Here is a 26,934-nt window from a genome sequence, read left to right on the forward strand (position 1 = left end):
TGCGGGGGCCGACGCACTGTTTCAGACAGGCGACGTCAGGCCTGATCGAGTGGCGCGGTGCGGACCCGAGGTGTGGTCGGTCCGCACGTCATGGCGGCACCGGCACCGGCACCGGCACCGGCACCATTGCCTACCGTTACATCACCGAGGCCGTCGAGCTCCTGGCCCGCCCTCGCGCCCACACTCGCCGAAGCCGTACGGGCCGCGTCGATGACGGCGTATCTGATCCTGGACGGGACGCTTCTGCCCATCGACCGGGCCGCCGCCGACCGGCCCTTCTCCTCTGTCAAACACAAGAAGCACGGCATGAACGTGCAGATCATCGCCGACCCGAAAGGCCGTTTCCTCTGGGCATCACCGGCCCCGCCCGGAGCCGTCCACGACATCCGGGCGGCACGCGAGCACGGCATCGTCGACGCTCTCGCCGAGGCAGGCATCACCTGCTGGGCGGACAAGGGCTACCAGGGTGCCGGCGGCGCGGTCCGCACTCCGTACCGCGGCCGTCGGAACAACCTTCCCCCGGGCCAACAGGCCGTCAACCGGTCCCACGCAAAGATCCGGGCCCTCGTCGAGCAGACCGTCGCCACCCTCAAGTCCTGGCGGCTCCTCCGTAAACTCCGGTGCTCGACCACCCGGATCACCAGCGTCGTCCAAGCCGTCCTCACCCTGCATCTGGCCGGCTCAAACCGATGATGGAAAAACCTCACCCTGCAGCGCACTTCTCCCCATTCCACCCAAAGAGCGCCGAATGAACTGTCCCGTCCCCGACCTGCGGAAAGCGGGCGGCGGGGTGGCGTGCCAACTGGAACACTGCCGCGGTTACGATCGTTCCGGCGATTACCTGGTTGCGTGTATGGTCCCGCAACTCGACACGAGGCCGGCCGACGATGACGACCAGGAGGAACCCCAGGGCCGCCCACGCACCGTAGGTCTGCACGAGCATCGCGCAGGCGCCTGCTGAGACAGCCGGGTGCACGGAGATCTTCCAGACAAACGCGATCATCGCGTCCAGGTCCCGGACGACACCTCTCACTCACTGCGTCACGCGGCCAAGGCCGGGCCCGGCTCCTGGCCGCCCGCGCCCGCGGAGCCAGCATCCTCACCGTCCTGTACGAACCCGGCGCCTGACCCCCGCACCGCCGATGAGCAGAAAGAACCGCGATGCAGATCCTGGTGCCTGACGATCCGGTGTTCATCAGCAAGTTCATCGCAATCGAGCAGCCCCTGCTGTACTCCCTGTACTACTTCTATCTGTCCGATCTCGACAGCACCCAGGCCAAGCTCATCAGCACCGCCTATGACAGGTGGGACCAGATTCAGCAGCGCCTTCCCATTCCCCTGCAGTGGCAGATCACCGCGGCGGGCGACTGCCGGCAGCACTCGGCCGCGGGCTACGTCCTTCACGACCTCAACAGCAGGGAGCTGCCGAGCCTGTACACCATGGATCTGCCGCTCGACCAGCTGCACACCTTGCAGGCCTGTCACAGCATGCTGGTCCAAGTGGAGAAGACGACCGGCGGGCCGTTGGCGGAGGCTCTCACCGAGTTGGCGGACCAGGGACCGGATCTCGTCGACGACTTCCGGCGCGCGCTGGAGGTGATGAATCTCAAGGCCCCGCAGCGTCTGTTGGAAGCCCTCCAGCGCGCGCCGGCCGCCGGACCGGTCATGACCCTCATCCTCGATGAGGCCCTGCGAGCTGACTACCACGACTTCTGTAGCCGCGTCGTGTACGTCCTGAGCGGCGGCGACAGGTTCACCTACACCTCCCACCTGGCTTTGTACCCCTGATGTCCAGCTCAGGGCCTTTACACCGCGGGGCTCGAAAGGGCGCTGCGTCTGCAGGAAACGCATGTCGCGCCCTTTCGAGCACGGTCTCGTACAAGCCGCCTGGCAGGTGGTGGGAGGGCAGAGCCCCGGCGAGGCGTGCCGGTCCCACCGTTCACGGCGGCGCCGTGACTATGCCGGCACGAGGGCAGTTGGACTGTCGGCGTGCAGCATGGGGTGGTTGTCCAGCAGCTCCTCCGGCACGTCGAACCCTTCGATCAGCGTCAGTGCGTGGGGTTCCAGGGCTGCGATTACGTTGTCAATGGCGTCGGGCAGCTGTTGTACCTGGTCGGCGGTGATCCGTCCCTGGGCCAGCAGGTCGCCGCTGTGTGCGGTGATTTGGCGAAAGGCGAACAGCCGGTGCAGGTCGGTGAGCAGTTGCCGGGTCTGCGCGGTACCGGCCTGGTCGGCCGAGTGGGACAGTGCCTGGCCGGCCAGGCGATGGGCGTGCGCGTCCACGAGTTGGAGCGCAGGGGTGACGGTTGTGTTCCACCGCGCCAGGGGTGAGGGGGCGCGGCCGGTGCGGAGGCGGGCGCGGGCCCGCTCGTGCCATATTCGCTCGATGTCCGCCAGGAGGTCCTGCGGGTACTGCGGATCATTCAATGAGCGCTGCTCGGGCGGAATGTCGCTGACCGGCTGGGGCGTGGAGCCGCCGAGGAGCATTTCACCGGCGGCCTTGACCCAGATGACTTTGTTGTCGCCTTCGGCGGTGATGGTGCCTTCGTTCGCGGCGAGTTGGCCGGCGATGCCGTTGGCCAGGATCAGGCCCTGGGCACCACAGCGTTCACGGCACTCGGTCATGATGGCGCGAGCCTGCCAGGTGATCCACCCCTTGGTGACGGCGATGAGCCGTTCGCACTGTTCCAGGTCGCTGTCTGCCGCGTCGGTCCACTGCTGGGTGACGCTGCGTTGCAGGAGGGTGGCGGCGTAGGCGGTGGCGGTGGCTTCCAAGAGGGGTGCGTGGTGGCTGCGGTGCGCGAACAGTGGAACCTTGTGTCCGCTGGTCATGCCGGAGGTACGACGGTTGTGTGCGTGGCGGATGGCGACGGTCAAAGCGTGGCGGGTGGTGCCCAAGCTGTAGGCACTCATGCAGAGCTTGCCCATGGTGACGCGGCCGATGGAGCGTAGAAAACGTTTGCGGGGGCTGCCGAGGCTGCTGGTGAAGTGACCGTCACGGGTGAGACGTCCGTGATCGCCCTGAAGGAGTGCGGTGTAGGGCAGTTGGAGGTGGTGGAAGCTGGTGGAGCAGTGGTCGACGGGGCTGCTGGCGGTCTGGGGCAAGCGGTGTATCTCGATGCCGGGCGTCGGTGTGCCGTGGGCATCGTGTAGCGGGGTCAGGAACAAAAAGACGCCCAGGTCGCGGTCGTCGACGAGGAGGCGGGCGGCGACCACGGCGTCCTTGGGCCCTCCCACGGGGCTGGTGTTGGGCATCCACTTGCAGGCATCGGGGCGAGGGGTGTTGAGGACGAAGCCGCCTGTGTCCCGGTCGAAGGTGCAGGTGGTTTCCATCTGGGCGGCGTCATTGCCATGCGCAAGCTCGGTGCACAGAAACGTTCCGACGCGAGCCATCTGCACGTACTCGGTCAGATCCCGATCGTCGTGGTCGTGTTCGAGGAGGCTGCCGAGGAAAAGGTTGTAGTGGATGCTCGCGCAGGTCGCCATGCCGGCGTCGACGACACCGGCCCACTCGTGCATCGCGCTCAGCGCGGCAGGGTCGCCGGCGAAGGCCAGCGGATCGTCGATGGCGTTATTGACCAGACGCAAACGCTCATACGACTGCTGGATACGCGCCTCGTCGGTGAGCCCCTCCTGGTAGGAGAACGGTACAGAGCTGAACAGCCGCATCCACGGATGGTGGAAAGTCGCGGCGCGGGTACCGAACAGAACGGTGGCGAGTTCGTCCGGCAAGGGCTGCAGGCGAGAAAGCTGAGTGTCGATCACAGATGCACAGGCTACCGTTGTTGATCACATCATGATCATCGCCACGATTGAGAGAGCTCAGGAGGGCACAGTGATCGACATCGGCGGGACGGGCGCCTTCCTCGGTCTGGACGTCGGCAAGAGCACGCATCACCGACACGGACTGACCTCGGGCCGGGAAGAAGGTCTTCGACGGCGTTGTCACGTTGGCTGACCGGCCTGGGATGATCCTGGAGTTGGTCGTGCCGGGAGGGGGTTCGCTCGTGTCGTCCGCGCCGCCGTCGTACCAGGGGCACCGATACCCGGTGGAGATCATCGCGCACTGCGTGTGGCTGTACTACCGCGCTTCCCGCTGTCGTTCCGCGAGGTCGAGGAGCCGATGCTCGCCCGCGGCGTGATCGTCTCCCACGAGACCGTCCGCCGCTGGTGCGCGAAGTTCGGGCAGGCCTACGCCGTCGCGCTGTGCCGCCGACGGCCCCGGTCCGGGGACACATGGCACCTGGACGAGGTCTTCCTCACGGTCACCGGCGAACCGAAGTACCTGCGGCGGGCCGTCGACGCCGACGTGCTCGACATCCTGGTCCAGAATCGCGTCGAGGATCCACTGCAGGCTGCGGTGCGGGGTCCACTGCCGGGTAGTGGTGCGGCGCCGGGGGCGGGTGAGGGCGTCAGAGCCGTCGGCGGCCCGGGCCAGGTGCAGGAGGTGGGCGCGTTCGGCGTCGTCCAGCTGAAGCGCGCGGGCGACGGTTTCCAGGACGGCCGGAGAGACGCCCGCGAGGCTGCACCGCTCCAGCTTCGCGTAGTACTCCACGCTCATGTCGGCCGGCGCGGCGGCCTCGCTCCTGCGCAGCCCCGGCACGCGGCGCCGGGACCCGCCCGGCAGCCCGGCCCGCTCCGGGCTGATCCTGGCTCGCCGCGAGGTGAGGAACTCGCGGACCTCGTCACGGTCGTCCATACCGCCGCCCGTACGGCGTGAACGGCGCAGGAGGGATGTACCAGCAGTACACCTCTCGCTGGTGACTGGTTGAGCACTGGGAAAGCCGGTTACCCGGAGAAGAAGCAATCCCCTGAGCGGCGCAGCCGCCCCGCACGGGGGGGGTGCCCGGCCGGGCCGTGCGCCGGAGGACAGCGGTTTCCCCCTCGCGCACTTCGGTCCCCGGCCGCATGCGGCTATGGCGGCCCGTCGGCCGCCCCAGGCCGCGTCCCTCCCACACGTAAGGACTTCCCTCATGCGCGGAGCAGTGATCCACGCCCCCGGCGATGTGCGCTTCGAGCCCCTGGACGACCCGAGGATCCTCCAGTCGACCGATGCGATCATCCGGACGGCCGTCACCTGCGTGTGCGGCTCCGACCTGTGGCCCTATCGCGGCCTGGACACGGTCGACGAGGCACACCCGATGGGTCATGAGTACGTCGGCTTCGTCGAGGAGGTCGGCAGCGAGGTCACCGCCCTCCGGCCCGGTCAGTTCGTCGTGGGCTCGTTCGCCACCTCGGACAACACCTGCGCGAACTGCCGTAACGGCTTCCAGTCCAACTGCCTGAACCGCGAGTTCATGAGCACCTGCCAGGCCGAGTATGTGCGCATTCCCAACGCCCAGGGCACCCTGGTCGCCACCGACGAGGTGCCCGGCGAGGAGTTCTGGCCCGGCCTGTTGGCCGTCTCCGACGTGATGGGCACCGGCTGGTGGGCCGCCGACGCCGCCGAGGTCGAGCCCGGTTCCACCGCCGTGGTGGTCGGCGACGGAGCGGTCGGGCTGTGCGCGGTGATCGCGGCGAAGGAGAGGGGAACGGAGCGGATCATCGCGATGAGCCGACACGAGTCCCGCCAGAACCTCGCCCGGGAGTTCGGTGCCACCGACATCGTCACCGAGCGCGGCGAGGAGGGCGTCGCGCGGATCAAGGACCTCACCGAGGGGATCGGCGCCGACGCGGTGCTGGAATGCGTCGGTACCGCCCAGGCCATGCGGCAGGCCCTGCACTCGGCGCGGCCGGGCGGTAACGTCGGCTTCGTCGGCGTCCCCCACGAGGTGCGGATCGACGGCCAGGAGCTGTTCTTCTCCCACGTCGGCCTGCGCGGCGGTCCCGCCCCTGTGCGCCGCTACCTGCCCGACCTGCTCGACCGCGTCCTGACCGGCCGGATCGACCCGGGCAAGGTCTTCGACCTCACCCTGCCCCTGGACCAGGTGGCCGAGGGCTATCGGGCCATGGACGAGCGCCGAGCCATCAAGGCCCTCCTCGAGCCCTGACCTCACACGAACAAAGGAACGATCGTGCAGATCACCCGGAGCTCGATCGGCACCGTCAAGGGTCCCGCCGACTGGTTCGCCGGCGATGTCTACATCGACGCCGTCGCCGCCGCGCCCGTGCCGTCCAGGGTCAGCGCCGCCTTGGTGCACTTCATGCCCGGCGCGCGCACCCACTGGCACCGTCACCCGTTGAGCCAGACCGTCTTCGTCACGGAAGGGGTCGGCCTGTGCCGGCGCCGGGGCGGGCCGATCGAGGTCATCCGTTCCGGCGACCGCGTCCTGTTCGAGGCCGACGAGGAGCACTGGCATGGTGCCGCGCCGAACCGGCTGATGGTTCACCTGGCCATCAACGAGAGTGACGCCGACCACGACGTCGTGCACTGGCTGACTCCCGTCACCGACGAGGAGTACGCCGCCGCCCCCGCCGTCGACTGACACTTGTCCCGACTTGCCCCCCGCTGAACGAGGAACACTTCCGCATGCGCGTCCACGCCTACGCCGCCCCCGCCGCCGGCCGGCCCCTGGCCCCTGGCCCCTGGCCCCTGGCCCCCACCACCATCGAGCGCCGGGAGGTCGGTCCGAACGACGTCCTCATCGCGATCCAGTACGCCGGCATCCGCCACTCCGACATCCACATCGTCAACGGCGACTGGGGCCCGCAGCCCTTCCCCGTCGTCCCCGGCCACAAGATCGTCGGCACCGTCGCCGAGGTCGGCGCCGATGTCAGTCAGAGTGGGAGCGACGCGCGCATCGCCCTGGACTGGCGCAGCAAGTCGAGGGCTGGAGGGGGACCGTTCAGGAGAGCCAGTCGGTGTAGTGGGTGGGGGCGACGCGGGCGTCGTCCGGGGCGGTGAGGACGTCGCCGTGGGCGGCGGCGAACATGCCGGCGCTGTCGTCGGTGACGACGGAGCGCCCGTCGCTCTTGGCGGTCAGGGTGAGTCGGCCGAGTTCGTCGAGGGGGTAGACGTCGGGACCTGCGATGTTGAGGACGCCGTTCAGAGGGCTGCCTGCGGCGACTTCGGCGACAGTGCCGGAGACGTCCGCAGCGGCGATCGGCTGGATCGGCGTGCGTGGCAGGCGGACGGTGTCGCCGTCGGCGGTCATGGCCAGGGTCGCGTCCATGAACTCCATGAACTGCGTGGCGCGGACGATGGAATACGGGATCGGCCCGGCCTTGAGGATGTTTTCCTGAAGCACCTTCGCCCGGTAGTAGTCCAGATCGGGCACTTGGTCCGCGCCGACGATCGAGAGGATGACGAAGTGCCCGACGCCGCCCTTCTCGCTCGCGGCAAGAAGGTTGTCCATTGAAGTCTGGAAGAAGGCGAGCGATGCGCCGTCGAAGGTCGGGGAATTCGCCAGGTTGATGACGACGTCGGCGCCCGCCACGGCCGCCTCCAGCCCCTGGCCGGTGATGATGTCCACGCCGGTGGACAAGGAGTGCGGTACGGCTTGGTGCCCGGCCGCGTTCAGGTTCTCCACGACCCGTGACCCGATCAGCCCGGTTCCGCCGATGACTGCGAACTTCACGATCTAGCCTTCCTTCGGCGATATTCCCTGACATGCGCTTTATGTGACCTTAACCTCACTTTGCGTACACCCAAACTCGGACACTCTCGCCCCGGCGAGCACGGCCACACCGTCGCCGCCCGCCTCCCCTCCCTTGGCCGGTCTGCCGCCTTGGCCGATCTGCTGCGCGCCGCGTTCACCCGCCACACCGTCGCCGTCGGCAAATCCCTGTGTTCAGCGGCACCCACCGGAGGACGCCCCCGCCGCGGCCCTCGAGCAGGGCGACGTCCGGCAGGCCGCGAAGGCGGGCGGCGCGGACCTGCTGTGGCGGGTCCGCAGCGTCGTGGGTGCTGCCGGTCCTGGAAGCCCTCGCCGAGGACTCCTACCTGTCGGAGATCGTTGCCGCGCGGGACCACTACCGGCGCGCGGACCCCGAGCCGGCGCGGGTGATCGAGTACACCCTCGGCCCACGCGGCGGTGACGGCACCGTCTACCGGCTGATCACCATCCTCCTCGAGCCCGACCAGGCACCGGCCGAGGAGCTTGCCGCCCTCCATGCCCAGCGGTGGGAGATCGAGAACATCCTGGACGAGATCAAGAACCACCAGGGCGTCCCAGGGCTGGTGCCGCGTTCCCAGCACCCACGCGGCGTCGAACAGGAGATCTTCGCGTTCCTGCTGGTCCACCACGCGCTGCGGGACCTGATGCACCAGGTCGCCCTCAAGGCCTGGCACCATCCCGACCGGATCTCCTTCATCCGCACCCTTCGCGTCGTCCGCCGCCACGTCACCGGGCAGGCGGCACTTTCCCCTCTCGCGACTGGCCCGGTCCATCGCCCAGAGCCTGCGTGAGATCACCGAACGGCTGCTGCCCGCAAGGCGGTTGCGCTCCAACCCCCGCGTGGTCAAACGCAAGATGTCCAACTGGGCCCTCAAACGAGCCGAGCACCACAGCCCACCACGGCCAGACACCCCGACGGCCCGGCTGACCGGGCCAACCAGAGCCATTTCAACCAGCTGGAAAACAGCCTGAATCACCGGTATCGCGCATAGCCGCGCGAGCCGAGCACCGGTGTCTTTGGCTCCGCCGCGGCGGCGAGCAGCGCCGGCACGGCGCCGTCCTCCACGTCGGTGGTCACCGGCAGGTTGGGGTGGCGTTCGGTGACGGTCCGGGCGGCTTCCGCGAGGCCGTCGCGCACCCACTGCCGCCGGGTGCCCCGGTCGCCCGCGTCGAAGGTGTCGTGCACCTCGAAGCGCCAGGCGTGGGCCAGGTGCAGCGGCAGCCCGCGGCGCTCGGCCTCCCGTCCTGCCCACGTCGGCGCGGCGAGGCTCTCCTCCGATCCGTCCACCCCTGCCGTGATCGGCCGCGTCACACCGTCTGCCTCCCTGTGCGGTGAGCCGTCCTCGGTCCAGTCTCCCCACCGGGTGATCACGGAAGCGGGCGGCCGGGACGACGGCCCTCCGCACGCTCGGACAAATCGGGACGATCGAACATACGATGGGCGGGAGCCGGCGCGGTGCCGCAAGGGCGCACCGGGTCGCCTATCCGACCACGCGGGGTGACAGACACATGGCACAGGCCGTGGAGCCGACGCGGACCGTCATCATGACCGTGGACGACGACCCGGGGGTCTCCCGCGCCGTCGCCCGGGATCTACGGCGGCGCTACGGCGCCTCGTACCGGATCGTGCGCGCGGAGTCCGGCGAGTCCGCGCTGGACGCGCTGCGCGAGCTGAAACTGCGCGGCGACCTCGTCGCCGTCATCCTGGCCGACTACCGCATGCCGCGGATGAACGGCATCGAGTTCCTCGAACAGGCCCTGGACGTGTACCCGGGCGCGCGGCGGGTCCTGCTGACCGCGTACGCGGACACCAACGCGGCGATCGACGCGATCAACGTCGTCGACCTGGACCACTACCTCCTCAAGCCCTGGGACCCGCCCGAGGAGAAGCTCTATCCGGTCCTGGACGACCTGCTGCAGGCCTGGCGACGCAGTGACTACCGGCCGGTGCCCAGCACCAAGCTGGTCGGGCACCGCTGGTCGGCGCGGTCGTCCCAGGTGCGGGAGTTCCTGGCCCGCAACCAGGTGCCCTACCGCTGGTACTCCTCCGACGAGCCCGAGGGCAGGCGGCTGCTGGCCGCCGCCGGGCAGGACGGGCAGCGGCTGCCGCTGGTGGTCACCCCGGACGGCACGCCCCTGCTGGAGCCGGAGGCACCGGAGCTCGCGGCCCACGTGGGGCTGGCGACGACACCGGCGGCCGACTTCTACGACCTCGTCGTGGTGGGCGGCGGCCCGGCCGGGCTCGGCGCTGCCGTGTACGGGGCCTCGGAGGGGCTGCGGACGGTGCTCGTGGAGCGCTCGGCGACCGGCGGGCAGGCCGGGCAGAGCTCCCGGATCGAGAACTACCTGGGTTTCCCGGACGGCGTCTCCGGCGCCCAGCTGACCGACCGGGCCCGCCGGCAGGCGGCGAGGTTCGGCGCCGAGATCCTCACCGCGCGCGAGGTGACGGGCCTGGAGGTGGGCGGCGCGGCCCGGACCGTACGGTTCTCGGACGGCTCGGCGGTCGCCGCACACAGCGTGATCCTGGCGACCGGGGTGTCCTACCGGCAGCTGCCCGCGGCCGGCGCGCGGGACCTGACCGGCTGCGGGGTGTTCTACGGTTCGGCTCTGACCGAGGCGCCGTCCTGCCGGGGCCAGGACGTCTACATCGTGGGCGGCGCCAACTCGGCGGGGCAGGCGGCGATGTACCTGGCACGGGACGCCAAGTCGGTGACCCTGCTGGCGCGAGGCTCCTCCCTGTCGGCGTCGATGTCGTACTACCTGGTCCAGCAGATCGAGGAGGCCCCCAACATCTCGGTGCGCACGGGCACCGTGGTGGAGGCCGCGCACGGCTCCGGCCACCTGGAGAAGCTGACCCTGCGCGACACGGCGAGCGGGCGGAGCGAGCTGGTCGACACCCAGTGGATGTTCGTGTTCATCGGCGCGGCCCCGCTCACCGACTGGCTGGACGGCACGGTGCTGAGGGACGGGCGCGGGTTCATCCTGGCCGGGCCCGACCTCACGCCCGACGGACGTCCGCCCCCCAGCTGGGAGCTGGACCGGCCGCCGTACCACCTGGAGACCAATGTGCCCGGCGTGTTCGTCGCGGGTGACGCGCGCGCGGAGTCCGCCAAGCGGGTCGCGTCCGCCGTAGGAGAGGGAGCCATGGCCGTGATGCTCGTCCACCGGTACCTGGAGCAGTCATGAGCGGCCGGCCGATGCCGTGCAGCTCGAAGGAGATCGGCTCGCTGTTCCTGTTCGAGAAGCTGTCGGGCGAACAGCTGGGCCGGCTCTGCCACGAGGGGCGGATGGAGCGGTTCGACCCCGGCCCGGTCTACACCGAGGGCGAGCCGGCCGCCTGCTTCTACGTGATGCTGGAGGGCACGGTGGTGCTCTCCCGCCGGGTCGGTGGCGACGACGTGGAGGTCATCCGGTCCTCGCAGCGCGGGGTTTATTCGGGCGCCATGCAGGCGTACCTCGGGGACCGGCTGCGGCAGGTCTACAACAACTCGATGCGCGTCACGGAGCCGACGCGGTTCTTCGTGCTGCCCGCCGAGACGTTCGCGGACATCATGCGCGAGTGGTTCCCGATGGCGGTGCATCTGCTGGAAGGGCTGTTCTTCGGGTCGAAGAGCACCCAGGCGGCCGTAGGGCAGCGGGAGCGGCTGCTGGCGCTCGGGTCGTTGTCCGCCGGGCTCACCCATGAGCTCAACAACCCGGCGGCGGCGGCCGTCCGGGCCACCGCGACGCTGCGGGAGCGGGTGGCCAGGATGCGGCACAAGCTCGCCCTCATCGCCGAAGGCCCTTTCTCCAGGGACCAGTTGGCGAATCTCATCGACATCCAGCAACGTACCGCCGAGCGGGTCGCCAAGGCACCGGTGCTCACCCCGCTGGAGGTGGCTGACCGCGAGGACGCCCTCACCGACTGGCTGGAGGACCACGGCATCGAGCAGGGCTGGCAGATCGCGCCGACTTTCGTACAGGCCGGGCTCGACGTGGACTGGCTGGAGCAGGTCGCGGCGGCCGTCGGGCAGGAGATCCTGCCGGGCGCCGTGGGCTGGCTCAACTACACGGTGGAGACCGAGCTGCTCATGGACGAGATCGCGGACTCCACCACCCGGGTCTCCCGTCTGGTGGACGCCGCCAAGCAGTACTCCCAGCTGGACCGCGCCCCCTACCAGGTCGCCGACGTGCACGAACTCCTCGACAGCACGCTGCTGATGCTGTCCGGCAAGATCGGGCCGCGGATCAGGATCGTCAAGGAGTACGACCGTACGCTGCCGCGGATCCCCGCCTACCCGGCGGAACTGAACCAGGTGTGGACCAACTTGATCGACAACGCGATCTGCGCGATGGACGGCGCGGGCGGCGACGGCACGCTGACCGTGCGCACCGCGCTCCACGACGACCAGCTTCTCGTCGAGTTCCGGGACACCGGGCCCGGCGTGCCGCCGGAGATCCGCGACCGCATCTTCGACCCGTTCTTCACCACCAAGCCGGTCGGCCGGGGTACCGGTCTGGGGCTGGACATCTCCCGGCGGATCGTCGTCAACAAGCACCACGGCAGCATCGGCGTGGAGTCGGTGCCCGGCGACACCCGTTTCCGGGTACTGCTGCCCCTGGCCGCCGTCGAACCCGACGGAACGGCACTCTCCTCCGCCTCGTCCGACGGGCCGCCGCTCACGTCCGAGGACGGTACGACATCCCAGGAGCCGGCATGACCAGCGACACCGGAATCGACCCCCGCGTCCCGCCCAGCGGCACCGGCTGCGTCGAGTGCGCCGCCGCAGGCGGCTGGTGGTTCCATCTGCGGCGCTGCGCGCAGTGCGGCCACATCGGCTGCTGCGACGACTCCCCCGGCAAGCACGCCACCGCCCACCACCGGGCCACCGGGCACCCGGTGATCCGCAGCTACGAGCCGGGCGAGGGCTGGTTCTGGAACTACGGCACGAACGAGCTGTACGAGACCGGCCCCGAACTCGCGCCGCCGGTGAGCCACCCGGCGGACCAGCCGGCGCCCGGCCCGGCGGGCCGCGTCCCCGCGAACTGGGCGGACGTGCTGCGCTGAGCCGTCCCGGGCTGCCCACCGTCGCGCGTGCGCGGCATATTGCCCTGCACATGCCATACAACATCCGCCCCTGTGCCGTTCAGAAACGCGTCGCTGCCGCTCGCAGGGGGTCTGGCGATGCTCGAGGGCTCGCTGGGAGCATGCCTGAGGTAATGGTCTCGCTGGTGTATCAGGTGACACGGAAGCTGCTGTCGGTCCCGGCAGTGCCGCCGCGTCGGCAGGCGGCCAAGAACGCCGAGCTTCTCGTCCTGCGGCACGAGAACGCGGTGCCGCGCAGCCAGCTCGCGCGTCCGGGGCGCCACGAACCGGTGGACCGCTCGTGGTTCGCGGCGCTGTCCTCGCTGACACCCCGGCAGCGGTGGGCGAACGTGTTCCCGGTGACGCCGGGGACTTTGCTCGCGTGGCACCGAAGGCCCGGGGCGCGCAGGCCGACAACCGGCTGTGGCACATCCCCTTCAACCGGCTCACCGACGTGAACGAACAGCTCGTCCGGGGAAGCGAAGGGATCTACTTCGGCCGGCAGTTCGCCACCAAGGCCGTACGAAAACTCCCCGACTACGCCGTCGACCACTACGTCCGCATCCTCGCCGCCCAGCACGAATCCCTGCGCGGCAGCTTCGGGTGGTACCGCGCGCTCGACACCACCAGCGCGCAGGACCAGCAACGCAAAACACGCCCGCTGACCTTGCCCGTCCTTGCGATCGGCGGTGCGGGAAGCCTCGGTGACAACGTCGCCGGCACGATGAAACTTGTCGCACACGTCGTGCGGGGCGTAGTCATCCCCGGCACCGGCCACTGGGTAGCCGAAGAGGCACCCCAGGAAGTACTCACGGCGCTGACCACGTTCCTGGCCTCGTACCGCAACCAAGGCCGGAACACACGACCCCGGCCGGCCACGACCCTCGGCAAATGATCGCCATCGATGTGTGGCTCAGCCGACGAGTTGCTGGCCTCCGTCGATGTCGTAGGTCGCACCCGTGAGTGCGGTGTTGGTCATGATGTGCACAGCGAGCGCCGCCACGTCGTCGGGTACGACTACACGGCCGATGGGCAGCCCGGCGCGCAGCTCCTCGCGACGGGCGTCGAGCGCGTCGCCGAACAGGCGGGCCGACAACGGCGTGTCCACGAAGCCGGCGGCGATCAGGTTCACCCGGACTGGCGCGACCTCTAGTGCAAGACTGGCCGTGAACGCGGGCATCGCGGCGGTGACCGCGGGGGCGGCGCCGAGAGCGGCCCGGATCCGGCGGGCTCCCGTGCCGCCCAGGAGCAGCAGCGTGCCGCCCGGCCGTACGGTGCCGGCGGAGTGGCGCGCGACCTCGAGTGCGAGCACCATGTGGTCGCTGATCGCCCGGCGTGCCTGCTCGGCATCCATGTCCAGAAGGCGGCCGTACGACGGGCCGCCCGCGGTGACCATCACGTGGTCGATCGGCCCTGGCAGCTGCTGGAAGAACCGCTCCAGCCGCGCCGCGTCGTGGGCGTCGAAGGCCGCGGTGTTGAGCGCGTCGGCCTCCTTGGCCGCGGTGCGCAGCCGTTCCGGGTCCCGCCCGGTGAGGACCACGGAGGCGCCCTGGTTACGGGCGAGCCGTGCGGTCGCCAGCCCGATGCCCGCGCTCCCGCCGATGACGACGAGGGTCTGCCCGAGCAGGGGCAGGCCGCCGGCGCTGTGCCCCCCAGGTGGTTCAGAGGTCATGATTCCTCCTGTGCTGTGGCGCCACGGTCCCGTCCGGGCTTCTTCTCACTGTTGGAGTGGTTGCGCCAGGGCATGCTTGATCTGCTTGGTCCGCTCGTCGGCGAGCACCTCGACCCGGTCGTCCGCCAGGGCGTCCATCGTCTGCTCCGCCACGTCCGCCGCGCTGATCTTCGGCGCGTCCGTGAAGCTGCTGAGGTCCGTCTCCACGAAACCGGCGTGGACCCCGATCACGAGCGTTCCCTGCTCGCGCAGACCCTCCCGCAGCGTGCCCGTCAACGACCACTGGGCTGCCTTGGACGCCGCGTACCCGGGGTACTCCGGCCGAGGGATCCAGCAGGCAGCCGACAGCATGTTCACCAGGGCACCGCCGCCGTTGCGCGCCAGGACCGGGGCGAAGGCACGGGACACAGCCCACGTGCCGAAGTAGTTGACCTCCATCGCCTCGCGTGCACCGTCGAAGGAACCCGTCAGCAGTTCGGTCTCAAAACCGGCAACGCCCGCGTTGTTGACGACGATGGTGACGTCACCGGCGGTCTCGGCCGCCGCAACGACGTCCTCCGGCTTGGTGACGTCCAGGCGCAGCGCAGAAAGGTCATCGTCGCTCACGCTCGACGGATCGCGGACACCGGCGTAGACCTTGGCTGCCCCCCGCTCGATCAGCGCCCGGGCGAACGCGCGTCCGATACCACGATTGGCCCCCGTCACCAGGGCGATCGATCCCTTGATCTCCATCGCGTTTCCTTCCTGCTGCCGCCTGCCAAGCACAGCAGGCACTGGGGCGAGGGACGACTCTGCGATGGGAGGCCCTGAACCGGACCGCGTCCTGGCACGCCCCCAGGTCCATGCGCGACTCGCACAAAGGGAGACTCAACACCTGGAGGCCGGTTCTGCTTCACCTGCATTTCGGGCCGGTGCCGGGGCGACCAGGCCGTCGCGTACGCAGGGTCCCACGTAAGAAGTCCTCTCCATCACCAGCGTGCATCGGACGCCGCAGCGACGCATGTGAGACGGCGCTCGGCTACGGGTCCATTGCACCGTCGGCGACCGATCCACATAGAGCGACCGCCGCACGAACGTGAGGACGAAGCCCGAGGACGGGCCATCGCAGCAGCCTCGGCATCGACTGTACGGCGACCTGACCGGCGTCGTCCGGCTCAGCACCACCGACAGCACCGGCTACCTCGCTTACTGGAGTTCCCCCACGACGAGGGGCGGTCCCCTCAGGAGACCGTGTGGGGCTCGAATCATCATCGCCGCTGGTCAAGAGGCGTATCGGCACTCGCTGATCACACCGCCGAGGACGCGGGTGCGGAGGACTCTGCGGGCGGCCAACGCTGGGACCGGGGGCGGTTGCTCCTGGGCTTCGGGAGGTAGTTGGTTTCGGCTGCGGTGGGGGCGGTGCGCGTTGTAGTGCTTCTGGTATTCGGCCAGGACCTGACCCGCGTGGGCCTCGCCGAGGATGAGGACGTGGTCGAGGACCTCTCGACGGAGGGTGCCGGTGACTCTCTCGGGCGCTGTCACGTTGTTGAGTGTGTGAGTTGCTGACGGTGTGTCGGGTGTGGTGGGGCCGGGTTCCGGCCCCGTGCTCAGGCCGCGGCAGGCAGGCCGGCGACGCCGGTGACCTGATCCCAGACCGCGAAGCACGTGATCATCTCGGCGCGGTAGTGGGAAGCGGTCACCAGGTGGCGGCGGGGCCGGAAGTGCGGTGGGATGCCGTGGAACGTGGCCAGGAATCGTTGGGCTCCGCCGACGCCGCGGAAGCCCTTCATGGCGCGTTCGCGCTGCCGCGTGGGCCGGCGGGAGTTCTCGGCCCGGTTGTTCAGGCCCTGGTGCGAGCGGCGCTCGACGGAGGGTGTGACCGCGCGGTGGGCGGCGCCGTAGGAGCGGAGCTTGTCGGTGACGATCACCCGGGGCGCCGTACGGGTCGTCTTCAGCAGCCTGCGGAAGAAGCGCCCGGCCGCAGCGGTGTCCCGCCGGTTCTGTACGAGGATCTCCAGGACGGTGCCGTCGGAGTCCACGGCCCGCCACCGGTACTTCGGCTCGCCGGTGATCTTGATGAAGACCTCGTCCAGGTGCCACGTGCCCCCGGGCCGGGGCCGCCGGCGGCGGACGGTCTCGTGGGAGACGAGCACGCCGCGCCCGGGCATCAGTTCCTCGACCTGGCGGAACGACAGCGGGAAGCGCGGTAGTACAGCCACACACAGTGCGCGATGATCTCCACCGGTTACCGGTGTCCCTGGTACGACGGCGGCGCGCTGTCCACGGGCGACCCCTACCCGGCATAACCAACCAGAAGATCATCCCACCCGGTCAGTCAACGTGACAATGCCCCTCTGAGCTGCGGCGACGCTGTGTCGTTGCAGGTCACGCGCGTCTAGGCTGGGCGTAGCGGCGCGATGCGTGTCTGGGCGGCCGTGGCAGGGGTACGGCGTGTCGCGATCATGGGCCCCATCCGAGCCGGCTGCGCGCCTGCATCTCCAAGGATTCCCGGGTCCCGGGCCGGCATCCCTGCTCGACGCGGATTCGGCCCGGATCCGTCACGCTGCGCCGAGGTCCGACCGGGGCCGGACCTCCACGATGAAGTCCGCCTCCTCCATGTCGCCCGCCTCGTCGTGCCAGAGGAAGACCCGCACGTGCATCGCGTGGTGGAGGCCGGTCCTCTCCCACTCGGTCATCAGATCGCCGACGATGCGGCCGATGGCGTACTTGGCGCCCTCGGTCGAGTCGGAGGCGGTGATCACACCCTGCCACCGTTCGGGGTCACTGCCGTAGGGGCGCCAGCCCTCGGAGCCGTGCGGCTCGAACACCCGGTACACCCAGTCCGTTTCGGTGTCCATAACACCGATCCTGTCACCAAGGAGCCTCATGCGCCGCATCGAATCGGCGCCCGCCGGGCAGGGGTCCACCGGCCACAACAACCGCCCCGACGCCATCGCGCTGGACGCCGGGGATTTTTACCGTCATCGGCTACTGGGTGTGCCGCTCGAAAAGTCATCGTCACGGGTCGGGCGGCGTATCCGTACTCGTTGATGAGGCCGCCGAGGATCCGGGTGCACGACGGTCGGCGGCTGCTGCTGTGGTGGGCCGCGGCGGGGTGTTTCCGAGCGTTGGGTGGTGGCTGGCTGCGGGCCCGGTGGGGCCGGTGCTCGTCGTGTTGGGCCTGGCAGGCCGCAAGGACCTGGCGCGCATGGGTCTCTTCCGGGGAGGAGGACGTGGCCGAGGGCCTCGCGCCGGAGGCTGCCGACGGCTCTCTCGCAGTGGGCGGTCGTGCAGAAAGCCCGCGGCGCGGTCTTGATCACGTCCAGGTCCTCGGCTCCGAAGACGGCGCCGGCCACGGCCCCGGCCCCGGCCCCGGCCCCGGCAAGCCAACCCGAAGATCATCGTACTGGCAGGCCCGCAGCCAACCTGACAATGCCGTTCAGCCTCATTCTCATCTCGTCCGACCGGTCTGCGGTCCGGCCGAAGGCGAGGAGGCTCGGGTCGGAGCGGTACTCCTTCCTCGATGACGCGGACCGGCAGCTGAACCGGGACGCCACACACTCCTGCCCCGCCCCCGGCCAGTCCCGGCTGCGCCAAGGCCCCGGTCACGGACCGTAATCACCCTGTCAGCTCCTCCAGGCTGCCGCCGGGCGCCGGAGAGGGCAGAGTGGGGCCGTGGGGGCGGCCCGCCGAACGCACAGGCGCTGGCCGTATCCCTGCGGTCATCGGATCCTTCCCACCGGCCGACGCAGGTCAGGAGACCGCCCATGGCAGCAGGAGCGAGCAACACCACCGCGAATGCCGACTGGGGCAAAGCGAACTTCAACAACATCTACGACTGTCCCGACCCCCGCCCGTACTTCGCCACCCTGCGATCCCTCGAGTACCAGATACCCCACCATGGCCAGGCCGTCTTCCGGGCACTGACCCATGCCCTGCGCCGGCTGCACCCCGACCGGACGCCACTGAACGTGGTGGACCTGTGCTGCTCCTACGGGATCAACACAGCTCTCCTCAACTACCGTGTCACTCTGGCGGACCTGTCCACCCGGTACACCTCCCACCACCTCTCCACCCTGCCGGCCCGGCACCTCGCGGCCGAGGACCGGACCTTCTTCGCAGCGCGCCGCCGCCCGGAAGCCGCAACGGCGACAGGCATCGACTCGGCAGCCCGGGCCGTCGGATACGCCCGCGCCGTCGGCCTGCTCGACCACGCCTTCGCGGAGAACCTCGAAGTCACCGAACCGAGCCCCGCCCTGCGCCGCACACTGGCGGGCACGGACCTCATCACCGTCACAGGCGGCGTCGGCTACGTCTTCACTCGAACCTTCACCAGGCTTCTCGGCTGCATGCCGACCCCGCCGTGGGTCGCGGCGTTCGTGCTGCGCACCGTGCCCTACCAGCCGATCGCCGATCTGCTCGCCCGCTCGGGCCTGGTGACGGAGAAACTGCCCACCCGTACGTTCCGGCAGCGGCGCTTCGCCGACAGCGTCGAACGGTACGCGGCGTTCGACGCCCTGGCTGTGAACGGACTGCACACGGCAGAAAAAGAAGCGGACGGCTACTACCACACCGACCTGTATGTCTCCCGGCCCGCTCCCGACATCGCGGCGCTGCCTCTCGCACGCCTGCTGTAACCCGAGGCGCGACGGCGAACCGTCGGTGCCTGGCTGGAACACCGGCGCCGACGCTGGCCCGACACCCCGACCCGCACCTGCTGATCAACCAGCAGACCCCGCTGGAATATAGGTGCCGAATATCCCGTCCGCACTGGTCAGGCTGTGTGTCGGTACTCGTGGATCACTCCGCCGAGGCGGTCGTGGCGACGGATGTCGAGGCGGGTGATCTGTAGGGGACCAGTGATCGGTTCGGGGAGGGGGCGCAGCGGTGCGGCGGCGTGGAGTGAGCGGTGGGTGCGGTGCTCGTTGTAGTGCCGCTCGTACTCGTGGAGGGCTCGGCGCAGGTGCTGCTCGTTCCAGAGGAGAGTGCGGTCGAGGAGTGCGGCGCGGAGTGTGCGCACCCACCGTTCCATGATCGAGTTCATGCGCGGCATGCGGACGCCGGTGAGCACGGTCTCGATCCCGGCGGTGCAAGGATCCCGTCGATGAGGGCGGGGTACTTGGCCTCCCGGTCGCGGACCAGGTAGCGGATCGCGGCTCCAGCACTCGTCATGTCCATGATCAAATTTTTGATCGCTTGGATAACCCAGGGGGCAGAGGGGTGGGCGGTGGTGCCGAGGATGCGGACGCGGCGGGTGGCGTGCTCGATGGCGGCGAGGACGTACTGGCGCTGCCCGGTGAGCGTGACAGTCTCGATGAAGTCCATGGCCAGGATGACGTCGGCCTGGGAGCGCGGGAAGGCCCCCAGGTGGTCGTGGTCCGATCCGGGGCGGGATCGATGTTCTCGGCCTTGAGGATCTCCCAGACGGTGGACGGGGCGACCTGGATGCCGAGCAGGGCGAGTTCACCGCGGATGCGGCGATACCCCCACGTGCTGTTTTCGCGTTCTTGGGGCCCCGCATGGGGAATCTCGCTTGGCCCCACGTGGAGCTGGTCAGAGGCCGGTGCCTTGCACTGCGGTGCGTAGGCTCTCCTGGCCGCCCGGTGCGGCCTGCAGGAGGGGCGACGAGGAAGGGTGGAGAGCGCTGGGGGCGTCGGGGAATCCTGCGCCGGTGCGTATGGGGTCGGCGACCGGGAGGGGCGGCAGCTGATGCGCAGCAGGTCCATCAGGCGATCGACGCGGGCACCGTCGCGCGTCCGAGGCTGGGCGCGTGGCTGGGGGGGTGGGCGAGGAGCAGGGTGGCGAGTCCCGTGATGTGGGCGGCGGCGAGGGCAGTTCCGTCGGCCGGGATATACGTACTACCGGCCGAGGTGATGACGACGGCGACGCCGGGTGGGACCAGGTCGACTCCGCCTCCCGCGGGGGTGAAGGTCGGGGCGTAGGGGCCGGATGGGACGGCCGCCGGCCTGGGCGGCCTGGGGGCTATGGGGCGGGTAGGTCTCGGTGCGGCCGATCGCGCCGACGGCCGGCACCGTGGGCAGCGAGGCAGGAAAGGCGACGGCGGTGCCGTTGCGGCCCGTGGGAGCGGCGCAGGCGACTCCCGCCGTCCGGGCGTCGAGGATTTTCGGGGCCACCAGCTGCGAGCGCTCCGGATCGTGAACATGTCCCTGTTGCGAACCAGCAAACCGGGCCGGAAGAAACGCGCCTCCTCCCCCGACGGGCCTCCTCCCCCGACGGGCCTCCGGCCCGGGTGCCGTAGTGCGTCTCGCGGATGTCGTTTCGCAGTGCGGCCTGCGGGCACTCAGAGCGGGTAGTGCGCTCCTGGTGCCGCCATCTGTGGAGTCGCCGAGGTGGCGTCGTGCAGGGCGCGACGTGTCCGGAGTCGCAGTGGCGTGCGGACCGACAGCAGGAGGTGGCCGTGAGGCTGGAGGAATTCCTGGCCCGGGTCCAAGACCGCGGTGAGTACCACAACCGGGAGGAGACCGAGCACGTCAGTACGGCGGTGCTGGGGGTGCTCGCCTCCAGAGTCACCCCGGAGGAAGCCGCCGACCTCGCGGCTCAGCTGCCCGCCCCCTTGGACGAGGCCCTGCACCTGGAACCGGGAGGCCCCGATCCCTTTGACCGGGAGGAGTTCCTCAGTCGCGTAGCCCGGCAGACCGGCGCCCGACCGCGGACTGCGGAGTGGGACGCGAGCGCAGTGCTGTCCACCGTCGCCGACGCGGCCTCCGGCAGGCAAGTCGATCATCTGCTTTCTCAACTACCTGAATCCTACGCGGAGTTGTTTGGCAGGCCGACCCTGAGCTGACCGCTCAGGCATGGCCCATCGCCGGTCGGCATCCGCACACCCACCGCGGCAGCCGAGCGCACAGCAAGCCCTGACCGTGACCGATGTGCCCGGCGACGTCGCCTTCGACGTCACTGGATCCGTGCTGTAGCCAGTCGACCTCGTCGGCCTGGCACATAACGGTCAGCCCCGTCTCGTGTTTCGGTCGACGAGACGGTCACGGCGCACACTGGAAGCAGAGAACCACATACGCACATGAGCCGGACGTGGAGGTGGGCTATGAGCACCCTCGAACAACACGTTGACGTTGGAGTTCCGATCGGCAAGGCGTGGGACATCCTCCACCGGGTGGAGGACTATCCGCGCTTCGTGGACGGACTACGAAACACCCGTACGGAGGCAGGAGGCCGAGCGCATCTCGGCGTCGAGGCCGGCAGCCGGTCCCGGGAACTCGAGGCCGAAGTCTCCGACCGCGAGGGAGAGCACGTGATGGAGTGGCACACCACCGGTGCTCCCGACCTGACGGGTTCCTTCTCTCTGCAGTCGATCGACGAAAACCGCACCCGGGTCCAGGCACGGCTCGAGTACGAGCCCGGCACCATCAGGGACACCTTCGGCGGGCCGAAGGGCTTCGCCCAGGCGAACGCGATAGAACGCCTCGTCCGCAGCGATCTCGAGCACTTCAAGGAGTACGTGGAACAAGGGCGGTGATCGGCAGGAGGGCCCCGCTACGGTGCCCGGCAGGTCAGCGCACAGCTAGGTTGCCAGGCAGCCGCGCACCCCTGTCCCTCCTCCGGGCCACCCGGGTGCGGCAGCGCCCAGCCCATGGCCATCAGGTCGACTGGGCGCTACGCCGGGTGCTCTTCCCGGCTCACGGGGGACCTAGGGGTGTGGTTAGGACGCGCCTCCGAACAACACGCGGGTCCACGCCCCGGCAGTGCCGACCTCGGCGCCTGCTCGGTACGACGTCGCCGCAGGTCAGCCACTTCCAGCACAGGTCGCAGGCGCAGAACCGAAAGAGGCAAGTGCGCGCACGACCATCGCCTTGGCCAGTTCTCCCTTGGTGGCGAAGGCCCACTCATCGGGGATCTTCGCGGCGCGGCAGCGCCGGCGGTCGTCCGTCCAGGACTTGGGCAGATACAGCTCGCGGTCCACCAGGGCCCGGCCGCAGGTGGTGGCGTAGGCGGCGAAGACGCCGATCTGGCTGAGGGCACTCCCTCTGGGGGATTCTCGGTGCGGCCGGCGGTGCCGGAATACCGGCACTACACGCTCGCGGAGGTGGTGCCTTTCTTGACGAAGCCGGTGTCGCCGAGGATGAGCACCCCCGTCGTTCTCGCCGAGCTTCTCGACAACGTATGTCTGCAGGTCGTCGCGGACGTCGTCGGCATCCCAGGTGGTCCCGTTCAGCAGCCGCTACAGGCCGTCGGGGGGTGCGGTGGCCGGCGTATTCGGCCGGTTACCGGCCGTTCTTGCGGCCGACCGGGCCCAGGAGAGCATGGACGTTGCCCTTGCCGAATACCTCATCCATACAGGGTGGGGGCGGGTTTCGGGGTGCCGGCCGCGGCCGATCGAGCCGCCGCTATCGCGCGGCGGCGGTGGGCGCGGCATGGTGATCGGTCGTGCTGCTGAGACCGGCGTACCTGGGCGTGACGAACGCGTTCGCGATGCTGCGGCTGCTGCCACCGAGCGGCCGTGAGGAGGACATCGAGATCCTGGCCCCGCGCCACCGGATCGCCGTCTTGGAGCGGCAGCTGGACGGGCAGCGGGTCCGGATGCACGCGAGCGACCGGGCGTCCCCGGCGTCGCTGCTCCACGGTCTGCCGAGGGAAGTGCTGCGCCGGCTGCGGCTGCCGGTGCGGCCGGACACGGTGCTGCGCCGGCACCGCGATCTCCTCGCCGGCCGGCACGCCGCCCGGTCCAGGCCGAAGCGCGGAGGCCGGCCCCGCACCGTGCGCTCGATCCGAGCACTCGTACCGCGCCCGGCCAGGGAAAGGCCAAGTTGGGGCCACCGGCGCCCGCACGGTGAACTGCTCGTGCTCGGGGCGAAGGTGGCGGCATCCACGGTCCGGGAAGTCTTGACGGAGGCCGGCGACGAGCCGGCGCCCGAGCGGGCCTCGAGCACCTGGGCGGGCTTCCTGCGCTCCCAGGCCGACGCGCTCCTGGCGTGCGACTTCTTCGAAACCGTCACCCTGTCCGGGGCCCGCTTGTAGGTGTTCGCCGCGATCGGGCACGCGGACCGCCGGATCCGGCTCCTGGGCGTGACCGCGCATCCGACCGCCTCCTGGGTGGTCCAGGTCCAGGCGGCGAAAAATCTTGTCATGGATTTCGAGGACGCCGGCTGTTGGGCGCGCTGTCTGATCAGGGATCGGGACGGGGAGTTCCCGCGGCTGTTCGACGCGGTCCTCCAGGACGCAGGTATCGAGGTGGTGCTCAGCGGCGTCCGGATACCGAGAATGAACTCGGTCATGGAGCGGTGGGTGCAGACCTGCCGGCGAGAGCTGCTGGACCGCACATTGATCTGGAACCAACGCCAGCTCCGGTACGCCCTGCGTGAGTTCGAGACGTTCTGCAACGAGCACAGGCCGCCCCGGGGCCTGGCGAACGCCCGCCCCCTCCACCCGCTGCCCGCTCCGATCGAGGAGCCGGACCGGATCGCCCGTCTGGACATGCGACGGCCGACGGCGGGCGCGACTTGGCGTTACCCTCCACGCGTACCAGCATGCGGCCTGACCAGCACGGATGAGGTATTCGGCAAGCGCAAGGCCAGGCGCAGCAGCACGGTTGGTCATCATGCCGCGTTGATCGACAGCCGCGCGACACCGCAGACTCGACCGACCGCGCTCGACATCCCGTACACCCCGCACACCAGCTCCGACCAGAGCGGATGAGGTTATCGGCAAGCGCAACGTCAGGAAAGGACCTGCGCGGCTTGCGCCGCGCACGGGTCCGCGTCCGTCAAAGCTTGCGGCCGACCCCGCACCACATCGGCAGCGCGCCAGGAGACAGGCTACCCGCAGAGTCGGGATGCCACTCGGGCAGTTGGACGACGCCGGGGTCCAGGAGATCCGCACCGTCGAAGAACTGGGTGACCTCGGCGTGTGTACGGGGCGTGGCTCCCGCGTGCTCGGCGGCCCGATCGTTGTACCTGCGCATCGACTCAGCGACCTCTTCGGCTCCGATGTCCGCAGCCGGGTGGGAGAGGACGATGTGACTGCCGGGGGCGAGCTCGTCGAGGATCCGTCGGGCGATCCCATGGGGGTCGTCGGCGCCCGGAATGTACTGCAGAACCGCCACGAGCATCAAGCCCACGGGTTGCGACAGATCCAGCGTCTCCCGAGCGGCCGTCAGGATGCCGTCCACGTCACGCAGGTCTGCCTCCAGATAGTCAGTCGTTCCTTCCTCGGTGCTGACCAGCAGCGCGCGGGCATGAGCCAGGACAATGGGGTCGTTGTCGACGTAGACCACCCGGGCGCCGGGATCGACCCGCTGCGCCACCTCGTGCGTGTTGTCCGCCGCCGGAATCCCGGTGCCGATGTCGAGGAACTGCCGTACCCTTGCTTTCCCGGCCAAGTGCCGCACCGCCCGTCCCAGGAAGGCCCGGTTGGCCCGGACTGCCGGAACGACCTGCGGGTTGGCCGCAGCGGCCAGTTCGGCCGCCTCCTGGTCAGCGGGGTAGTGGTCCTTGCCGCCCAGCCAAGCGTTGTACACCCGCGCAGGATGCGCCACCGAAGAGTTGATCGGCACCATTCCACCTGTCGAACGCTCGCTCATCCCAACTCGCTCCCCTCACTTTGCCTCACCAGAGGCCCACCGTACCCAACACAAGGCAACTCCCCTACACGCAAACCCTGTTGCGGGCATCAGTGGGCACTGTCACGTTGACTGACCGGCCTGGGATGATCTTGGAGTTGATCGTGCCGGAGAGGGGGTTCACTCGTGTCGTCCGTGCCGCCGTCGTACCAGGGGCACCGGTACCCGGTGGAGATCATCTCCCCCTGCGTGGGGCGGTACTTCCGGTTCCCGCTCAGCTTCCGCGAGGCCGGTGGGCCGCTGCCCGAGCGCGGTGTCATCGTGTCCTACGAGACGATCCGTCGGTGGTGCCTGAAGTCCGGGCAGTCCCACGTAGGCGCGCTGCGCCGCCGGCGTCCCCGCCCCGGCGGCAGGTGGCACCTGGGCGAGGTCTTCAGCACGATCAACGGCGAGCGGAAGGAACTCCGGCGCGCGGCCGGCCAGGACGGCACCGTGCTGGACGTCCTGGTCCGGAACCGGCGCCACCAGGCCGCGGCCCGGCGCTACTCCCGTCGGCTCCACAACGGAATCGGGGCCGTGCCGCGGGTGATCGTCACGGACGAGCTCCGTTCCCACCGCGCGGTGATGCCCTCGGTCGAGCACCGCTGTCACAAGGCTCCCGAACCACTGGGCGGAGAGCTCCCATCAGCCGACGAGGCAGCGCGAACGCGCGATGAAGGGCTTCCGCACAGTCGGCAGAACCCAGAGATCCCTGTCCGCGTTCAGCCAGATCTCACCGCACTTCCGGTCACGCCGCCACCGGATGACCGCCACCGGCTACCGTGCCGAGATGCGCCATCGCTTCGGAACCTGGAACGAGATCACCGGCACTACCGCCATGCCCACCGAGGCCCGAACCAGAGGCGGAAACCAAGCCCAGCCCACCCCGCCACATCCTCAAGCAACCGCACACCGACAAGTAATGCCCTCCGCCGTCGCCGCCCTCATCGGAGACATCGTCAACACCGGTGGATCTGAGCCGCGCTCAGGTCGTCGGGGGCTCGCGAGCGAGGAACTGGATCCCCTTTGACTCATGCCCGTTCACGGCGGCCACCATCATGGTGCGGATGTCGACGCTTTCGACGTCCCTTGGACTCAGCCGACCAGGCGGGAACGGTCGGCTGTGTCGTGTGGTGGGCCGAGGTGTTCGAGCAATAGCCCTTCCCGGGTGGACCACGGGCAGATCTCGACGTTCTTGGCCCCGCAGGCTTCCATGAGGGCCTGTGCGATCAGGGCTCCGGCCAGGGACTGTTCGGCGCGGTGCCGGGAGATGCCCGGCAGCTTGGCACGGCGGGACAGCCCCGCGTCGGCCAGCAGGGAGACCGACGTGCGCAGGTGGGGTAGCGCCAGCCGCCGTCCGGCTCGCGGTGTCTTGCCCTGGGCGGCGGCGAGCCGGGCGAGCTGTTCGAAGGTCTTGGAACAGGCCAGCACCCGCCCGTCCGGTTCGGCCTGCGGCAGACCGGGCACGGCTTCCAGGGACCGGTGAAGGTGCCGCCGGATCTCGGCCAGGCGGCGTTGGGACGGCGCGGTGCCGCCGGGAAGCCAGTCCCGGGTGATCCTGCGAGCACCCAGGGGCAGCGAGTGGACGGTGTGGGGCTGGTCTCCGGTGCCGGAGGCGATCTCCACGGTGCCGCCGCCGATGTCAAGGACCAGCAGCCGCCCGGCCGCCGGGCCTGCCCACTGGCGGGCGGCCACGTAGGCCAGCCGCGCCTCCTCAACCCCGCTCAGCACGCGCAGGCGGGTGCCGGTGGTGCGTGCCACCCGCGCGATGATCTCGTCGCGGTTGGGCGCGTCCCGGATGACGGAGGTCGCGAACGCGAACACTTCCGGTCCGCGCGGACGCGGGTCGGCGGCGACGGCCTCGGCCACCGCCCGCTCGACGCTCCGCATGCCGGCCTTGTCCAGCCGCCCCTTGCGGTCGAGGGTCTCGTGCAGTCTCAACCGCACCTTGCGGGAGAACACCGGCTCCAGCACCGCCCCCGGGCGCCGGCGCACCACCGTCAGTAGAGCACTGTGGCACCCGACATCGAGCACACCGGCCTGCCGCATCCCATCGCCTCCCCCTGGCCCCACACTCGACCGGACCGGT

The 26,934-nt window shown here is 69.7% G+C and carries 23 protein-coding genes and 8 pseudogenes; 17 read left to right on the forward strand and 14 right to left on the reverse strand.

The features are described 5' to 3' along the window. Nucleotides 1-693: pseudogene (locus tag ACFP2V_RS27130) on the forward strand (transposase family protein); the annotation flags it as partial. 468 nt (nt 694-1,161) lie between these two features. Next, the gene (locus tag ACFP2V_RS27135) at nt 1,162-1,788 is read left to right on the forward strand and encodes a hypothetical protein (RefSeq protein ID WP_381217784.1); all 627 of its coding nucleotides are present in this window, start codon (nt 1,162-1,164) and stop codon (nt 1,786-1,788) included. Between the two features lie 168 nt (nt 1,789-1,956). Here the strand turns inward: ACFP2V_RS27135 and ACFP2V_RS27140 are convergent, their stop codons facing one another. Beyond that, nucleotides 1,957-3,765, reverse strand: a complete 1,809-nt coding sequence (locus ACFP2V_RS27140) for an acyl-CoA dehydrogenase family protein (protein ID WP_381217785.1) — start codon at nt 3,763-3,765, stop codon at nt 1,957-1,959. A gap of 242 nt (nt 3,766-4,007) precedes the next feature. On the opposite strand from ACFP2V_RS27140, the pseudogene ACFP2V_RS27145 reads away from it, so the two are divergent. Further along, nucleotides 4,008-4,336 (forward strand): annotated as a pseudogene (locus ACFP2V_RS27145) (IS6 family transposase); the annotation flags it as partial. Here the strand turns inward: ACFP2V_RS27145 and ACFP2V_RS27150 are convergent. After that, nucleotides 4,331-4,699, reverse strand: a pseudogene (locus tag ACFP2V_RS27150) (helix-turn-helix domain-containing protein); the annotation flags it as partial. The pseudogenes ACFP2V_RS27145 and ACFP2V_RS27150 overlap by 6 nt on opposite strands. A 274-nt stretch (nt 4,700-4,973) precedes the next feature. On the opposite strand from ACFP2V_RS27150, the gene ACFP2V_RS27155 reads away from it, so the two are divergent. From ACFP2V_RS27155 to ACFP2V_RS27165, 3 genes are read left to right on the forward strand one after another with little or no spacing between them, the layout of a single operon-like run. Continuing rightward, on the forward strand, nt 4,974-5,990 hold the full coding sequence (locus ACFP2V_RS27155) for a zinc-dependent alcohol dehydrogenase family protein (protein ID WP_381217786.1): 1,017 nt from the start codon (nt 4,974-4,976) through the stop codon (nt 5,988-5,990). A gap of 24 nt (nt 5,991-6,014) precedes the next feature. Then, a complete protein-coding gene (locus ACFP2V_RS27160; protein ID WP_381217788.1) occupies nt 6,015-6,425 on the forward strand; it encodes a (R)-mandelonitrile lyase in 411 nt (136 codons plus the stop codon). A gap of 44 nt (nt 6,426-6,469) precedes the next feature. Further along, nucleotides 6,470-6,844 carry an alcohol dehydrogenase catalytic domain-containing protein gene (locus ACFP2V_RS27165; protein ID WP_381217790.1) on the forward strand — a complete coding sequence of 125 codons (375 nt, stop codon included), beginning with the start codon at nt 6,470-6,472 and terminating at the stop codon, nt 6,842-6,844. Here the strand turns inward: ACFP2V_RS27165 and ACFP2V_RS27170 are convergent. Next, nucleotides 6,786-7,517 (reverse strand): SDR family oxidoreductase, encoded by a 732-nt coding sequence (locus ACFP2V_RS27170; RefSeq protein ID WP_381217792.1) that lies wholly within the window; start codon nt 7,515-7,517, stop codon nt 6,786-6,788. The genes ACFP2V_RS27165 and ACFP2V_RS27170 overlap by 59 nt on opposite strands. A gap of 326 nt (nt 7,518-7,843) precedes the next feature. Between ACFP2V_RS27170 and ACFP2V_RS27175 the strand changes: the two genes are divergently transcribed. Beyond that, nucleotides 7,844-8,347 carry a hypothetical protein gene (locus ACFP2V_RS27175; protein ID WP_381217794.1) on the forward strand — a complete coding sequence of 168 codons (504 nt, stop codon included), beginning with the start codon at nt 7,844-7,846 and terminating at the stop codon, nt 8,345-8,347. 194 nt (nt 8,348-8,541) lie between these two features. Here ACFP2V_RS27175 and ACFP2V_RS27180 read toward each other — a convergent pair. Continuing rightward, nucleotides 8,542-8,868: pseudogene (locus ACFP2V_RS27180) on the reverse strand (universal stress protein); the annotation flags it as partial. A gap of 197 nt (nt 8,869-9,065) precedes the next feature. Between ACFP2V_RS27180 and ACFP2V_RS27185 the strand changes: the two are divergent. From ACFP2V_RS27185 to ACFP2V_RS27200, 4 genes are all read left to right on the forward strand, one after another. Next, nucleotides 9,066-10,742 (forward strand): NAD(P)/FAD-dependent oxidoreductase, encoded by a 1,677-nt coding sequence (locus ACFP2V_RS27185; RefSeq protein ID WP_381217796.1) that lies wholly within the window; start codon nt 9,066-9,068, stop codon nt 10,740-10,742. Next, nucleotides 10,739-12,256, forward strand: a complete 1,518-nt coding sequence (locus ACFP2V_RS27190; protein ID WP_381217798.1) for an ATP-binding protein — start codon at nt 10,739-10,741, stop codon at nt 12,254-12,256. The genes ACFP2V_RS27185 and ACFP2V_RS27190 overlap by 4 nt, the downstream gene beginning before the upstream one ends. After that, the gene (locus ACFP2V_RS27195) at nt 12,253-12,603 is read left to right on the forward strand and encodes a UBP-type zinc finger domain-containing protein (RefSeq protein ID WP_381217800.1); all 351 of its coding nucleotides are present in this window, start codon (nt 12,253-12,255) and stop codon (nt 12,601-12,603) included. The genes ACFP2V_RS27190 and ACFP2V_RS27195 overlap by 4 nt, the downstream gene beginning before the upstream one ends. A gap of 400 nt (nt 12,604-13,003) precedes the next feature. Continuing rightward, entirely contained in the window at nt 13,004-13,516 is a 513-nt protein-coding gene (locus ACFP2V_RS27200) for an alpha/beta fold hydrolase (RefSeq protein WP_381217802.1), read from the forward strand. Between the two features lie 18 nt (nt 13,517-13,534). Here the strand turns inward: ACFP2V_RS27200 and ACFP2V_RS27205 are convergent, their stop codons facing one another. The 5 genes and pseudogenes from ACFP2V_RS27205 to ACFP2V_RS27225 all read right to left on the reverse strand — a co-directional run bounded on the left by ACFP2V_RS27205 (nt 13,535) and on the right by ACFP2V_RS27225 (nt 17,130). Then, on the reverse strand, nt 13,535-14,293 hold the full coding sequence (locus ACFP2V_RS27205) for an SDR family oxidoreductase (protein ID WP_381217804.1): 759 nt from the start codon (nt 14,291-14,293) through the stop codon (nt 13,535-13,537). 45 nt (nt 14,294-14,338) lie between these two features. Continuing rightward, nucleotides 14,339-15,025, reverse strand: a complete 687-nt coding sequence (locus ACFP2V_RS27210) for an SDR family oxidoreductase (protein WP_381217806.1) — start codon at nt 15,023-15,025, stop codon at nt 14,339-14,341. 528 nt (nt 15,026-15,553) lie between these two features. Then, nucleotides 15,554-15,814 carry an integrase core domain-containing protein gene (locus ACFP2V_RS27215; protein WP_381217808.1) on the reverse strand — a complete coding sequence of 87 codons (261 nt, stop codon included), beginning with the start codon at nt 15,812-15,814 and terminating at the stop codon, nt 15,554-15,556. A 65-nt stretch (nt 15,815-15,879) separates the two neighbouring features. Further along, nucleotides 15,880-16,514, reverse strand: a pseudogene (locus ACFP2V_RS27220) (IS6 family transposase). Nucleotides 16,515-16,830: 316 nt separating this feature from the next. Further along, on the reverse strand, nt 16,831-17,130 hold the full coding sequence (locus tag ACFP2V_RS27225; RefSeq protein WP_381217810.1) for a hypothetical protein: 300 nt from the start codon (nt 17,128-17,130) through the stop codon (nt 16,831-16,833). Nucleotides 17,131-17,158: 28 nt separating this feature from the next. Between ACFP2V_RS27225 and ACFP2V_RS27230 the strand changes: the two genes are divergently transcribed. Together ACFP2V_RS27230 and ACFP2V_RS27235 are read left to right on the forward strand one after the other, a co-directional pair. Beyond that, a complete protein-coding gene (locus tag ACFP2V_RS27230; RefSeq protein ID WP_381217812.1) occupies nt 17,159-17,323 on the forward strand; it encodes a hypothetical protein in 165 nt (54 codons plus the stop codon). A 716-nt stretch (nt 17,324-18,039) separates the two neighbouring features. Further along, a complete protein-coding gene (locus ACFP2V_RS27235; RefSeq protein ID WP_381217814.1) occupies nt 18,040-18,909 on the forward strand; it encodes a hypothetical protein in 870 nt (289 codons plus the stop codon). A 137-nt stretch (nt 18,910-19,046) separates the two neighbouring features. On the opposite strand, the gene ACFP2V_RS27240 is transcribed toward ACFP2V_RS27235, so the two are convergent. Beyond that, nucleotides 19,047-19,316, reverse strand: coding sequence for an integrase core domain-containing protein (locus ACFP2V_RS27240; RefSeq protein WP_381217816.1), 270 nt, complete (start codon nt 19,314-19,316; stop codon nt 19,047-19,049). Further along, entirely contained in the window at nt 19,313-19,597 is a 285-nt protein-coding gene (locus ACFP2V_RS27245) for a hypothetical protein (protein WP_381217818.1), read from the reverse strand. The genes ACFP2V_RS27240 and ACFP2V_RS27245 overlap by 4 nt, the downstream gene beginning before the upstream one ends. 1,093 nt (nt 19,598-20,690) lie before the next feature. Between ACFP2V_RS27245 and ACFP2V_RS27250 the strand changes: the two genes are divergently transcribed. Continuing rightward, nucleotides 20,691-21,077 (forward strand): DUF2267 domain-containing protein, encoded by a 387-nt coding sequence (locus ACFP2V_RS27250; protein ID WP_381217820.1) that lies wholly within the window; start codon nt 20,691-20,693, stop codon nt 21,075-21,077. Between the two features lie 258 nt (nt 21,078-21,335). Further along, complete coding sequence (locus tag ACFP2V_RS27255; RefSeq protein ID WP_381217822.1) at nt 21,336-21,767, forward strand: SRPBCC family protein; 432 nt, start codon at nt 21,336-21,338, stop codon at nt 21,765-21,767. Between the two features lie 312 nt (nt 21,768-22,079). On the opposite strand, the pseudogene ACFP2V_RS27260 reads toward ACFP2V_RS27255, so the two are convergent. Further along, nucleotides 22,080-22,584, reverse strand: a pseudogene (locus tag ACFP2V_RS27260) (IS701 family transposase); the annotation flags it as partial. Nucleotides 22,585-22,675: 91 nt separating this feature from the next. Between ACFP2V_RS27260 and ACFP2V_RS27265 the strand changes: the two are divergent. Next, nucleotides 22,676-23,786, forward strand: a pseudogene (locus ACFP2V_RS27265) (transposase family protein). A 225-nt stretch (nt 23,787-24,011) separates the two neighbouring features. On the opposite strand, the gene ACFP2V_RS27270 reads toward ACFP2V_RS27265, so the two are convergent. Beyond that, on the reverse strand, nt 24,012-24,827 hold the full coding sequence (locus ACFP2V_RS27270; RefSeq protein WP_381217824.1) for an SAM-dependent methyltransferase: 816 nt from the start codon (nt 24,825-24,827) through the stop codon (nt 24,012-24,014). A gap of 165 nt (nt 24,828-24,992) precedes the next feature. Between ACFP2V_RS27270 and ACFP2V_RS27275 the strand changes: the two are divergent. Continuing rightward, nucleotides 24,993-25,698 (forward strand): annotated as a pseudogene (locus ACFP2V_RS27275) (IS6 family transposase); the annotation flags it as partial. 242 nt (nt 25,699-25,940) lie between these two features. Here the strand turns inward: ACFP2V_RS27275 and ACFP2V_RS27280 are convergent. Continuing rightward, entirely contained in the window at nt 25,941-26,894 is a 954-nt protein-coding gene (locus ACFP2V_RS27280) for a Ppx/GppA phosphatase family protein (RefSeq protein ID WP_381217826.1), read from the reverse strand. Nucleotides 26,895-26,934: the final 40 nt, after the last annotated feature.

The sequence above is a fragment of the Streptomyces incanus genome, from assembly GCF_042656345.1.
In the GTDB taxonomy this organism is placed as follows: Bacteria; Actinomycetota; Actinomycetes; order Streptomycetales; family Streptomycetaceae; genus Streptomyces; species Streptomyces incanus.

Bases quoted from the DNA above. Each gene is read 5' to 3' on its own strand.
- ACFP2V_RS27135 (WP_381217784.1), top strand. From the start codon at position 1,162: ATGCAGATCCTGGTGCCTGACGATCCGGTGTTCATCAGCAAGTTCATC.
- ACFP2V_RS27155 (WP_381217786.1), top strand. From the start codon at position 4,974: ATGCGCGGAGCAGTGATCCACGCCCCCGGCGATGTGCGCTTCGAGCCC.
- ACFP2V_RS27165 (WP_381217790.1), top strand. From the start codon at position 6,470: ATGCGCGTCCACGCCTACGCCGCCCCCGCCGCCGGCCGGCCCCTGGCC.
- ACFP2V_RS27185 (WP_381217796.1), top strand. From the start codon at position 9,066: ATGGCACAGGCCGTGGAGCCGACGCGGACCGTCATCATGACCGTGGAC.
- ACFP2V_RS27190 (WP_381217798.1), top strand. From the start codon at position 10,739: ATGAGCGGCCGGCCGATGCCGTGCAGCTCGAAGGAGATCGGCTCGCTG.
- ACFP2V_RS27195 (WP_381217800.1), top strand. From the start codon at position 12,253: ATGACCAGCGACACCGGAATCGACCCCCGCGTCCCGCCCAGCGGCACC.
- ACFP2V_RS27205 (WP_381217804.1), bottom strand. From the start codon at position 14,293: ATGACCTCTGAACCACCTGGGGGGCACAGCGCCGGCGGCCTGCCCCTG.
- ACFP2V_RS27210 (WP_381217806.1), bottom strand. From the start codon at position 15,025: ATGGAGATCAAGGGATCGATCGCCCTGGTGACGGGGGCCAATCGTGGT.
- ACFP2V_RS27225 (WP_381217810.1), bottom strand. From the start codon at position 17,130: ATGGACACCGAAACGGACTGGGTGTACCGGGTGTTCGAGCCGCACGGC.
- ACFP2V_RS27230 (WP_381217812.1), top strand. From the start codon at position 17,159: ATGCGCCGCATCGAATCGGCGCCCGCCGGGCAGGGGTCCACCGGCCAC.
- ACFP2V_RS27235 (WP_381217814.1), top strand. From the start codon at position 18,040: ATGGCAGCAGGAGCGAGCAACACCACCGCGAATGCCGACTGGGGCAAA.
- ACFP2V_RS27240 (WP_381217816.1), bottom strand. From the start codon at position 19,316: ATGAACTCGATCATGGAACGGTGGGTGCGCACACTCCGCGCCGCACTC.
- ACFP2V_RS27245 (WP_381217818.1), bottom strand. From the start codon at position 19,597: ATGGACTTCATCGAGACTGTCACGCTCACCGGGCAGCGCCAGTACGTC.
- ACFP2V_RS27255 (WP_381217822.1), top strand. From the start codon at position 21,336: ATGAGCACCCTCGAACAACACGTTGACGTTGGAGTTCCGATCGGCAAG.
- ACFP2V_RS27270 (WP_381217824.1), bottom strand. From the start codon at position 24,827: ATGAGCGAGCGTTCGACAGGTGGAATGGTGCCGATCAACTCTTCGGTG.
- ACFP2V_RS27280 (WP_381217826.1), bottom strand. From the start codon at position 26,894: ATGCGGCAGGCCGGTGTGCTCGATGTCGGGTGCCACAGTGCTCTACTG.